The organism is Variovorax sp. WDL1 (genome assembly GCF_001541225.1).
Taxonomy (GTDB): Bacteria; Pseudomonadota; Gammaproteobacteria; order Burkholderiales; family Burkholderiaceae_C; genus Variovorax.
Window position 1 is genome coordinate 162,196 of sequence record NZ_LMTS01000158.1, and the last position, 10,218, is coordinate 172,413.

Here is a 10,218-nt window from a genome sequence, read left to right on the forward strand (position 1 = left end):
AGGCGGCGCGCCGCGCCGCCGGCCCCTCAGCCGGCCGCGGCGCGCAGTTGCCTGCGTTCGCTCATGTACTTGGCCGCGCGCGGCAGCACCAGCACCGCCAGCACGATCAGGATCAGCACCAGCGACATCGGCCGCTGGAAGAACACCACCGCACTGCCCTCGCCGATCGACATCGCGTTGCGCAACTGCGCCTCGGCCAGCGGGCCGAGGATCATGCCCACCACCACCGGCGCGGTCGGGAAGTCGAAGCGGCGCATCACCACGCCCAGCACGCCGATCACGTAGAGCAGCACCAGGTCGAAGGCGCTCTGGCGCATGCCATAGGCGCCCACTGTGGCGAAGATCAGGATGCCTGCGTAGAGCTGCGGCTTCGGGATCTTGAGCAACTTGACCCACAGGCCCACCATCGGCAGGTTCAGCACCAGCAGCATCACGTTGCCGATGTAGAGCGAAGCGATCAGCGCCCACACCAGGGCGGCCGAAGTGGTGAAGAGCTGCGGCCCCGGCTGGATGCCGTAGTTCTGGAAGGCGCCCAGCAGGATGGCGGTGGTGTTCGAGGTTGGAATGCCGAGCGTGAGCAGCGGGATCAGCGCGGCGGTCACGGTGGCGTTGTTGGCGGCCTCGGGGCCGGCTACGCCCTCGATGGCGCCGCGGGTGCCGAACTCCGCCTTGTCCTGCGGATCCTTCGCCAGCTTCTTTTCGGTCGCGTAGCTCAGGAAGGTCGGGATCTCGGTGCCACCGGCCGGGATGCAGCCGAAGGGCGTGCCGATGGCGGTGCCGCGCAGCCAGGCCGGGATCGAGCGGCGCCAGTCGCGGGCGGTCATGTGCACGCGGCTCAGCTTGTTCTGCGTCTCGACCACGCGCCCTTCGTAGAGCACCGCGTAGAGCACCTCCGCCACAGCGAACAGGCCCACGGCGACCAGCACGATCTCGATGCCGTCGAGCAGCTCGGGAATGCCCCCGGTGTAGCGGCCCTGGCCGGAGATCTGGTCGAGGCCGATGCAGCCCGCCGCCAGGCCGATGAACAGCGCCGTGAGTCCGCGCAGCGTGCTCTTGCCCAGCACAGCGCTCACGGTGGTGAAGGCCAGCACCATCAAGAGGAAGTATTCAGGCGGCCCGAGCTTGACCGCGAACTCGGCCACGTAGGGCGCGAACAGCGTGACGACGACGGTGGCGATGGTCCCGGCGACGAAGGAGCCGATGGCGGCGGTCGCCAGCGCGGCGCCGGCCCGGCCGCTCTTGGCCATCTTGTTGCCTTCCATGGCCGTCACCATGCTGGCCGTCTCCCCGGGGGTGTTCAGCAGGATGGACGTGGTCGAGCCGCCGTACATGGCGCCGTAGTAGATGCCCGAGAAGAAGATCATCGAGGCCGTGATGTCGACCTTGCCGGTGATCGGCAGCAGCATGGCGACCGCCACCGCAGGACCGATGCCGGGCAGCACGCCGACGGCCGTGCCGAGGGCACAGCCCACCAGGCACCAGAGCAGGTTCGCGGGCGTGATCGCCGCTGCGAAGCCCTGCAGCAATGCATTGAAGATGTCCATGTCAGATCCAGCCCGAGGCGGTCAGGCCAGGCAAGTTGATGGCGAGGAACTTGGTGAACATCCAGTAGACCGGGGCCGATATCAGCAGGCCGGTCGCGATGTCGATGAGCCACGTGCGCGGCGAATTGACGCCGCGCTGCCCCTTCGAGCGCCGCAGCCCCTGCACGGCGAGCAGGTAGCACAGCGTGCAGCTGAGGATGAAGCCGATGGTGGTGATCAGCGCCGCGTTGAGCAACAGCCCGGCCGAGACCCAGGCGAAGCCGCTCCAGTAGGCAGGCCCGTCCGAAGGTGCCTCCATGTCGCGGAAGCCGCCGCTACGCGATTCCCAGATGATCCAGGCGCCACAGAGGGTGAGCGCCACTGCCACCAGCCAGGGCAGGAAGTTGGGCCCGACGCCGCCGTAGCCCGCCTCCGACGAGATGCCGATCGCGCCGTAGGCCAGGGCCAGGCCCGTGAGGAGAACGCCGGCGCCGACCAGGGTCTGGGGCCAGATCGCGGGCGGCCTCGGATCGGGTTCGAGCGGCACGTGCCCACTCGAGGTGGGGTCGATGTTGGACATTGTTCTGGCCCTTGCGTGTGATCGAAGGAAGAAGGGAGCGCGGCCCTTCGGCGCACTCCATACGCGCGCGAAGCGCGTCAGACCATGCCGGACTTGACCATGGTCGCGCGCAGGCTCGCGAATTCCTCGTCCACGAATTTGGCGAAGGCGTCGCCGGACAGGACGGCGGGGGTCCAGTCGTTCTTCTTCATCGCCTCGTTCCAGGCAGGCGTCTTGAGCGCGGCCAGCACCAGCTCGGTCAGCGCCTTGCGCTGCTCGGGGGTGATGCCGGGGGCGCCGTAGACGCCGCGCCAGTTGCCGATCTCGACGTCGATCCCCTGCTCCTTGAGCGTGGGCACGTTGATGCCCGGCAACCGCTGTGCCGAGGTCACGGCGATCGCGCGCATCTTGCCGTCGGCGATGTACGGGGCGAACTCGCTGTAGCCGCTGCCGCCCACGGTGACGTTGCCACCCAGGATGGCGGCGGTGGCCTCGCCGCCGCCGCGGAAGGCCACGTAGTTGATCTTGGAAGGGTCGGCGCCGACCTTCTGCGCGATCATGGCCGCGGCGATGTGCTCGGTGGAACCGCGCGAGCCGCCACCCCACTTGACGCTGCCCGGGTCCTTCTTGAGCTGCTCGACCACGTCCTTCATGGTCTTCAGGGGCGAATTGGCAGGCAGCACGAACACGTTGTATTCGCTGGTCAGGCGCGCCAGGGGCGTGGCCTGCGAAAGATTGACCGGCGGCTTGCCCGTGATGATGCCGCCCAGCATCACGGCGCCCATCACCATCAGCGCGTTCGGGTCGCCCTTGGAGCCATTGACGAACTGCGCCAGGCCCAGTGCGCCGGCGGCGCCGCCCTTGTTGTCGTAGGTGACGGTGTCGGCCAGCTTGCCGTCCGTCAAGGCCTTGCCGAGCGCACGGCCCGTGGTGTCCCAGCCACCGCCCGGATTGGCCGGGATCATCATCTTGACGTTGGGGGCCGCCCACGCCGACAGCGGCAGGGCTCCGGTGGCGGCCAGTGCGGCCATGGATTTCAGGAAGGTATCTCGACGCATGCATGTCTCCTTGAAGGATCGGAAAGGCGGAACGCCGCTATGATGCGCGCCCCTGCTGTCAGTTGGCTGTCCTGCGCACTGGGGTAAACACCGAAATACCGGCCATGAAGCTGCTGTTAGTCGAAGACGATCCCTCGATGCAAACCACACTGCAGCGCACCCTCGGCCGCCGCATGATCGACGTGCGCCTGTGCGGCGACGGCGCGCAGGCGCTGGCGCAGTGGCGCGCGCTCGAGCCCGACGTGGTCGCGCTCGACCTGACCCTGCCCAACCTCGACGGACTGCAGGTGCTGGCGCAGGCGCGCGCCCAGGGCCTGCGCACGCCGGTGCTGCTGCTGACCGCGCGCGGCACCGTGGGCGATCGCGTGGTGGGCCTCAACACCGGTGCCGACGACTACCTGCCCAAGCCCTTCGACCTCGACGAGCTCGAGGCGCGCATCCGCGCATTGCATCGCCGCAATCAGAGCGCCGGGCCCGACAGCGCGCACAACCCGCAGCAGGTCGGCGGCCTGCGCTACGAGCCCGACAGCGGCGCCATCTACCACCGCGCCGAGGTGCTGGAGCTGACGCCGCGCGAGCTCGCCCTGCTCAAGGCGCTGATGGTGAAGCCGGGCCACGCGGTGGCCAAGGAGCGCCTGTTCGAGCTGGTCTTCCCCAGCGAGACCGAGGTGCAGTACGAGGCAGTCGAGGTGGTGGTGTATCGCCTGCGCAAGAAGCTCGCCGGCACCGGCGCGGCGCTGATGACCTTGCGCGGCCTGGGCTACCTGCTGCGCGAAGAACCGTGATGCGCGCCGCCTCGCTGCGCGCCAGGCTGCTCACCGGCATCCTGGTGCCGGTGGCGCTGTTCATCGTGATCAACAGCGTGAGCCTGTACCGCCAGAGCCTCGCGGCCGCGACCACCGCCTACGACCGCACCCTGCTCGCCTCGGCCAAGACCATCGGCGAGCAGCTCGACGTCGAGGGCTACGACGAGCAGGCCTCGCTGCGCGCCATCGTCCCCTACTCCGCGCTGGAGGCCTTCGAGGCCGACAACCAGAGCAAGATCTTCTACCGGGTCTCCACGCTCGGCGGCGAGATGATCTCCGGCTTCGCAGAGCTGCCCTTCTGGCGCGGCAAGCTGCCGGACAGGCCGCCCTACGCGGCCCTGGTGGACTTCTACGACGCGCGCTTTCGCGGCCAGCCGGTCCGTGTGGCCGTGCTGCTGCAGCCCGTGGCCAGCTCTCGCGGGCGCGGCATGGCCGTGGTGCAGGTGGCCGAGACGCTGGAGCTGCGCGAGACGCTGGTGCGCAAGCTGCTGGTCGACATGCTCTGGCGGCAGCTCGTGCTGCTGGCGGTGATTGCCGGCGTGACCGTGTTCGTGGTGCAGCGCGCCACCCGGCCGGTGCGCCATCTGGGCGAGCTGATCGAAGGGCGCGCGCCCGACGATTTCTCGCCCATCGATGCGCCGGACACGCCGCGCGAGCTGCGCCCGCTGGTCGATGCCACCACCGAGGTCATGGGACGGCTGCAGCGGGTGCTCGACCACCAGAAGCGATTCGTGCGCGACACCGCGCACCAGCTGCGCACGCCCCTGGCGGTCCTCAAGGCCCAGGTGCAATCGGCGCGCCGCGGCGACGCGCCGACCGGAGAGGCGCTCGCCGAGATCAGCGACACGGTGGAGCGCGCGACGACGCTGGCCAACCAGATGCTGTCGCTGGCCAAGGTCGAGCAGTTGCGCCAGCAGCCCGATTGGCAGGTGCTGGACCTGGGCGAGGCGGTGCGCCAGGTCGCGCTCGACCTCTCGCCGCTGATGGCCGACAAGGCGCTGGACGTGGAGCTTTCGGCCGGCTCCGCGCCGGTGCTCGTGCGTGCGCACCGCTGGATGCTGCAGGAGCTGGCGCGCAACCTGCTGCACAACGCCATCAAGCACAGCCCGCGCGGCGGCGCGCTGGTGGTTCGCGTGGGGGCCCAGGACGGGGTGGCCCTTTTCGTCGTGAGCGACCAGGGCGCCGGCATCCCTGACGAGTTGCGCCAGCGCCTGTTCGCGCCCTTTGCCGCTGGCGACGCGGCCAGCGGCTCCGGGCTCGGACTGGCCATCTGCCGCGAGATCGTGCTCGCGCTGGGCGGAAGCATCGCCCTCGACAACAGGGAAATCGGCGGACAGCGCGACGGGCTCGATGCCGTGGTGCAGCTGCCGCTGGCCGGCGACAATCGCTGAAACCCCACTCACACGGAGACATGGACCGCCTGCGCATCGACAAATGGCTCTGGGCAGCACGCTTCTTCAAGACGCGCACCCTGGCCGCCGACGAGATCGGCAAGAACCGCGTGCAGATCAACGGCGAGGTGGCGAAGGCCTCGCGCGAAGTGAAGGCCGGCGATGTGGTTGCGCTGCGCGTCGGCGGCGGGCTCGACCGCATCGTGCGGGTGCGTGGCCTGAGCGGGCAGCGCGGCCCGGCGCCGGTGGCGCAGCAGCTCTACGAGGAGACGCCCGAGAGCCTCGCCGCGCAGGCAGCCGCGCGCGAGCAGCGGCGCATGGGCAGCGAGCCGGCGCTCAGCATCGTGCAGGGACGCCCGACCAAGCGCGACCGGCGCGACCTCGACCAGGCCCGGCACGTGGATTGGGACAACCGCTGGAGCGCCTCGCTCGATCCCGACAAGGACTGAACATCGCTTACCCTCGGACACCCGCGCCAGCAACAACCAGGAGTCCTGCGAATGGCCAGCCTCAACAAGTACCGTGTCGGGAGTGGATTCAGCCTCGACAAGATGGACCCCGCTGACTCGCCCCTCCTCGAAGACGACGAAGAGGTCGAGCGCGAGCGGCTCGACACGCTGGCCGGCGAGCTTGACGAGTTGCAGAACCTGCTGCACGCGGAGGGCCGGCGCAAGGTGCTGGTGGTGCTGCAGGGCATGGACACCAGCGGCAAGGACGGCACCATTCGTTGGGTGTTCTCGCGTACCTCGCCGCTGGGCGTTCGCGTGACGGCCTTCAAGGCCCCGAGCGAGGAAGAACGCGCGCGCGATTTTCTCTGGCGCTGCCACGCCAATGTGCCGCGCGCCGGCGAGATCATGGTCTGGAACCGGAGCCACTACGAGGACGTGCTGGTGCCATGGGTCGAGGGCTGGATCGACAAGGCGGAGGTGAAGCGCCGCTATGCGCAGATTCAGGACTTCGAGCGCCTGCTCGTCGAGACCGGCACGGTGGTCGTCAAGTGCATGCTGCACATCAGCAAGAATACGCAGCGCGAGCGGCTGCAGGAGCGCGTCGACGATCCGGGCAAGCGCTGGAAATTTCGTCTTGCCGATCTGGACGTGCGCAAGAAGTGGGCGGCCTACCAGCGCGCCTACGAGCAGGCGCTGCGCGGCACCTCCACCGACCACGCCCCCTGGCATGTCATCCCCTCCGACAGCAAGCTCAACCGCAACCTGATGGTTGCCCAACTGCTGATCAAGACGATGCGGGGAATGAAACTCTCGGTGCCGCCGGCGGACCCGTCGCTGGACGGCCTGGAGGTCAAGTAGGACAGCGCCGCTTTCAGGCCCTCGGTCCTCCTCCGTATGGCGTATTGAGGGGGCGGGACGACGGTGAGAGACTGCGTGGCGCTTGCTTCCGAGCCGCCACCCGCTCCAAGGACCCCAGATGGACGTCTTGACCATTTCCGAACTGATGACCGGACTTCTTTCGGTGATCGGCACCGGCATCCTGCTACTGCTCGCCACCAGCCGCTCACCCAAGCCCCTGCACGACGAGATCGCGCGGAGGGTCGAGCACTCGATCGCGCTCCTCGACACCTGCAAGGACTCCCGCAGCCGCTGACCCGGTGCGGCCGGCGCCCCGTGCTCAGATTTCGGCCAGTTCCCCCTTTTATCTCCCGAACTGTCTTCGGCCATTGCGGCACCAGGCGGCGCAGCACCTCCGCCAGTTCGTGGCGCGGCGAAGGCGCCGCGTCGACGGCTCCGACCGGCTTCCCAAGCGCGCAACGTTGGCAAACGATATGGCGTAATAGAGTCCGCCCTTCGCCTTTCATCCGCCAAGTCCCCCAGTGCCGCGCCACCCTCTCCTGATCACCACGCTCCCCGCTTTCTGCTCGCCCGGCTTCGCACGCGCACAGGAAGCCGCCCGGCCGGCGCGGCCGATCCCCTCGGAAAAGCGCCGGCGCGCCGGCTCCCATGCCACCGTCTGAATTGCGGGTCGCCGTCGTCGGTGCCGGCGTGGTCGGCAGTTGCATCGCCCTGGCACTGCGCAAGCGCGGCGCGGCCGTCACGCTGATCGACAGCGACGAGCCCGGACGTGGCTGCAGCTACGGCAACTCGGGCGCGATCAGCCCGGGCTCGGTGGCGCCGCTGGCCATGCCGGGCATCCTGTCATCGGTGCCGCGGATGCTGCTGGACGAAGAGAGCCCGCTGCACCTGCCCCTGTCCTACCTGCCGAAGGCGGCGCCCTGGCTGATGCGCTTCGTCGCCTCCGCCCAACCCTCGCGTGTCGCTCTCTCGGCCGCCAAGCTGGCGGCGCTGCACGCGGGCGCCCTCGATCGCCACGAAGCGCTGGCGCGCGAACTTGGCGTTCCCGAGCTCTTCATGCGCCGCGGCCACCTGCACCTGTATCCCGACGCGCGCGCCCTTGCCAAGGACGCCGCTGGCTGGCGCATGCGCCAGCACTACGGCTACCCGTTCACACAACTGGACCGCGACGGCATCCTGGCGCTGGAACCGCACGTGGGCGAGCGCTACCGCATCGGGATGTTCATGGGCGACCACGCAACCATCGTCAACCCCTTCCGGTATGTGCAGGCGATGGTGCGTGCCTTCACCGCGCGCGGCGGCCGGCTGCGGCGAGAGGAAGTGCGCACGATGACGCCGCTGGAAGGCGGGTGCTGGCGCCTCGGCACGGCGGGCGCGGCCCATGGCGCCGAGGACTGCTTCGACCATGTCGTGGTGGCCGCTGGGGCCTGGTCGCGCCGGCTGCTGGACCCGCTGGGCGTGCACCTGGCGCTGGAGAGCCAGCGCGGCTATCACGTGCAGTTCCAGGGCGGGCGCGGCACGGTTTCGCGCACCGTGGTGCTGGCCGATCGCAAGATTTTCGTGACGCCGATGGAAGAGGGTCTGCGAGTGGGCGGCACGGTGGAGATCGGCGGCCTGGAGCGCCCGCCGGACCCGCGCCGCGGCTCAATCCTGGAGCGCATCGCGCGGGAGACCTTCGAGGGCCTGGACGGCCTGCATGCCACGCAGTGGATGGGCCACCGGCCCTGCATGCCTGACTCGGTGCCAGTCATCGGCCCGGCAGCCGGCTGGCCCGGCCTGTGGCTGGCGGTCGGCCACGGCCACCTGGGCCTGACGGATTCCATCAACACCGCGCAGTCCATCGCGAGCGGCCTGTTCGGCGCGCGGTCCGCTGCGCCCTGAATCGGACAAACGCGATGCGCTCGATCCGGGCCGAAGTGAAAAGTATCAATGGCAAATCGGCACGGCGGTCTCGTGCTCCGGACTCGCACTCCGCAAGCGTCGAGGATTTAACAACGCGAGTGCATTTCTGGCGACGCGCAGGCCTGCGCTCCCTTGGCAACAACGACACTTCATCAAGTACAACATTGACGACCTGGAGGAGTTGCCATGGAATCACCGGACCTTGAAACAGTTGAGAAGGCGCGCGCACTCATCGAAGAAGTCATCGCCGCACGCAGTCACCTGACCGCCGCCGTTCCATATTTCGCCCCGACGGACATCGGCTGCCTGCCGCCCGCTATGCAGGAGGCCGAATCGCGCATCGAGGAGGAGAACGATTTCGGCAATCGCGTGCGCGCCGCCATCCAGATGAGCCTGGCCGCCGCGGCCGCGTCGTTGCGCGTCAGCGAATCACTGATGCAGGACTTTGCCCAGCTGGGGTCCCATGAGCGCCAGAAGGAGCTGGCGCGCTGCGCATGCGATGCGCAGGCGTCCAGGGACATCACCGGCCATATCGCAGCGATCCTTTCTGGCAAGGAGGCGCCGAAGCTGGATGCGCTGATGGAGATCAAGCGGCTCAAGTCGGCCATCTACGAGCGATTCGGTCGCTGGCCGGGCCGCTGACGTGGGCCGATCGGCCCGAAGCTGACCGACCTGCCGAGGCCCGCGGCAGCAGCGAGGCATTGCATCGGTTCGCGGCAGACGTAGCATGGACGCCAACATGAAAGAAATCCGACTGCGCTGGTCCAAGGACATCGCCACCGACGATGAGCAACTCACCGTCGAGGGGGTACCCGCTCACCATGGCGGCGGACTTTGGCGCCCCGACACCCCCGAGAACCGCCAGGCGCTCGAGCAGGCCATGAAGGCCGGCAACGAGACCTACGGCTCGGGCACGCACTGGATCGAGGAGCGCGAAGGCTGATCCTGCGAGCCTGACGTGCGGCTCTGCGGCGTACACTGCGTCGTATCGGCATGGCGCCAGAGGAGGTCCCCGTCCTCCAACATTTGTGCTGCACCTGATCGTCGCCCAGACCCTGGCGGGGTCTGCCGCAGCTCCTGTCTCGAGAACGCGGCTTGACCGCGTGTCTTCTTTTGGGGTGCACGCGATGAAGAACCTGCAAGATGCCAGCGAGCGCATCTGCCAACTCAAGGGAAGCCTGCTCGCGATCGATGCCCTCCTCCCGGCATTGCTGGAGGCACTACCGGTCGCCACCCATGCTCAACTGGTGCGCTCGTTCGAGGCGCATGCCGAGGCCGCGCGCACGGTAATGCAGCCTGTCGCCCTCTCCGAGCACGTCCTCGCCACCTTCGAGCGCGAGATCGCGCGCATACGCGCCGTGCTTGCAGGCACCGCACCGCCGGCGCCGCGCAGTGCCACCGAGGCAGCGCTCCTGACCACGACGCGCGTCAGCACGTTCCTCGGGCCGTGCTCCCTGTCCGGTGCCAGCGGCTTTTTCTTCCGCCGCGATGAGCGACTGTTCCTCGTCACCAGCCGGCATGTACTTGCCGATGAAACGAGCAGCCACTTCCCCGACCGTATCGAGGTCGAGGTGCATACCGACGAGCTCGACCTGACGCGCTACGCGGCAGTCTCGGTGCCGCTGTATCGCCAGGGCCTGAGCCAATGGCGGCAGGCCGCCGACAGCGCCGG

11 protein-coding genes and 1 pseudogene are annotated in these 10,218 nt (G+C 68.7%); 9 read left to right on the forward strand and 3 right to left on the reverse strand.

Translation table 11 applies throughout. The annotated features are described in order from the left end of the window. Positions 1-26 precede the first annotated feature (26 nt). The 3 genes from APY03_RS21370 to APY03_RS21380 all read right to left on the reverse strand — a co-directional run bounded on the left by APY03_RS21370 (position 27) and on the right by APY03_RS21380 (position 3,140). Positions 27-1,544, reverse strand: a complete 1,518-nt coding sequence (locus APY03_RS21370; RefSeq protein WP_068679781.1) for a tripartite tricarboxylate transporter permease — start codon at positions 1,542-1,544, stop codon at positions 27-29. A 1-nt stretch (position 1,545) separates the two neighbouring features. Next, entirely contained in the window at positions 1,546-2,103 is a 558-nt protein-coding gene (locus APY03_RS21375) for a tripartite tricarboxylate transporter TctB family protein (RefSeq protein WP_068679783.1), read from the reverse strand. A 77-nt stretch (positions 2,104-2,180) separates the two neighbouring features. Beyond that, positions 2,181-3,140: a Bug family tripartite tricarboxylate transporter substrate binding protein gene (locus APY03_RS21380; protein WP_068679785.1), complete on the reverse strand. Its 960-nt coding sequence runs from the start codon at positions 3,138-3,140 to the stop codon at positions 2,181-2,183. A 104-nt stretch (positions 3,141-3,244) separates the two neighbouring features. Here APY03_RS21380 and APY03_RS21385 point away from each other — a divergent pair, with 104 nt between their 5' ends. The 9 genes and pseudogenes from APY03_RS21385 to APY03_RS44270 all read left to right on the forward strand — a co-directional run. Further along, a complete protein-coding gene (locus APY03_RS21385; RefSeq protein ID WP_068679787.1) occupies positions 3,245-3,925 on the forward strand; it encodes a response regulator transcription factor in 681 nt (226 codons plus the stop codon). Beyond that, a complete protein-coding gene (locus APY03_RS21390) occupies positions 3,922-5,337 on the forward strand; it encodes a sensor histidine kinase (RefSeq protein ID WP_068679789.1) in 1,416 nt (471 codons plus the stop codon). The genes APY03_RS21385 and APY03_RS21390 overlap by 4 nt, the downstream gene beginning before the upstream one ends. 20 nt (positions 5,338-5,357) lie before the next feature. Next, on the forward strand, positions 5,358-5,786 hold the full coding sequence (locus APY03_RS21395) for an RNA-binding S4 domain-containing protein (protein WP_068679791.1): 429 nt from the start codon (positions 5,358-5,360) through the stop codon (positions 5,784-5,786). Between the two features lie 51 nt (positions 5,787-5,837). Further along, positions 5,838-6,644 carry a PPK2 family polyphosphate kinase gene (locus tag APY03_RS21400; protein WP_068679793.1) on the forward strand — a complete coding sequence of 269 codons (807 nt, stop codon included), beginning with the start codon at positions 5,838-5,840 and terminating at the stop codon, positions 6,642-6,644. Positions 6,645-6,762: 118 nt separating this feature from the next. After that, entirely contained in the window at positions 6,763-6,939 is a 177-nt protein-coding gene (locus tag APY03_RS41685) for a hypothetical protein (RefSeq protein ID WP_157103441.1), read from the forward strand. 353 nt (positions 6,940-7,292) lie between these two features. Further along, a complete protein-coding gene (locus tag APY03_RS21405; RefSeq protein ID WP_068679795.1) occupies positions 7,293-8,525 on the forward strand; it encodes an NAD(P)/FAD-dependent oxidoreductase in 1,233 nt (410 codons plus the stop codon). 207 nt (positions 8,526-8,732) lie between these two features. Then, positions 8,733-9,188: a hypothetical protein gene (locus tag APY03_RS21410; protein ID WP_068679797.1), complete on the forward strand. Its 456-nt coding sequence runs from the start codon at positions 8,733-8,735 to the stop codon at positions 9,186-9,188. A 97-nt stretch (positions 9,189-9,285) separates the two neighbouring features. After that, entirely contained in the window at positions 9,286-9,489 is a 204-nt protein-coding gene (locus APY03_RS21415) for a hypothetical protein (protein WP_146039378.1), read from the forward strand. A gap of 184 nt (positions 9,490-9,673) precedes the next feature. Continuing rightward, positions 9,674-10,218, forward strand: a pseudogene (locus APY03_RS44270) (serine protease); the annotation flags it as partial.

Excerpts from the sequence above, each read along its gene's own strand:
- APY03_RS41685 (WP_157103441.1), top strand. The coding sequence starts at position 6,763 with ATGGACGTCTTGACCATTTCCGAACTGATGACCGGACTTCTTTCGGTG.
- APY03_RS21400 (WP_068679793.1), top strand. The coding sequence starts at position 5,838 with ATGGCCAGCCTCAACAAGTACCGTGTCGGGAGTGGATTCAGCCTCGAC.
- APY03_RS21370 (WP_068679781.1), bottom strand. The coding sequence starts at position 1,544 with ATGGACATCTTCAATGCATTGCTGCAGGGCTTCGCAGCGGCGATCACG.
- APY03_RS21405 (WP_068679795.1), top strand. The coding sequence starts at position 7,293 with ATGCCACCGTCTGAATTGCGGGTCGCCGTCGTCGGTGCCGGCGTGGTC.
- APY03_RS21415 (WP_146039378.1), top strand. The coding sequence starts at position 9,286 with ATGAAAGAAATCCGACTGCGCTGGTCCAAGGACATCGCCACCGACGAT.
- APY03_RS21380 (WP_068679785.1), bottom strand. The coding sequence starts at position 3,140 with ATGCGTCGAGATACCTTCCTGAAATCCATGGCCGCACTGGCCGCCACC.
- APY03_RS21375 (WP_068679783.1), bottom strand. The coding sequence starts at position 2,103 with ATGTCCAACATCGACCCCACCTCGAGTGGGCACGTGCCGCTCGAACCC.
- APY03_RS21385 (WP_068679787.1), top strand. The coding sequence starts at position 3,245 with ATGAAGCTGCTGTTAGTCGAAGACGATCCCTCGATGCAAACCACACTG.
- APY03_RS21410 (WP_068679797.1), top strand. The coding sequence starts at position 8,733 with ATGGAATCACCGGACCTTGAAACAGTTGAGAAGGCGCGCGCACTCATC.
- APY03_RS21395 (WP_068679791.1), top strand. The coding sequence starts at position 5,358 with ATGGACCGCCTGCGCATCGACAAATGGCTCTGGGCAGCACGCTTCTTC.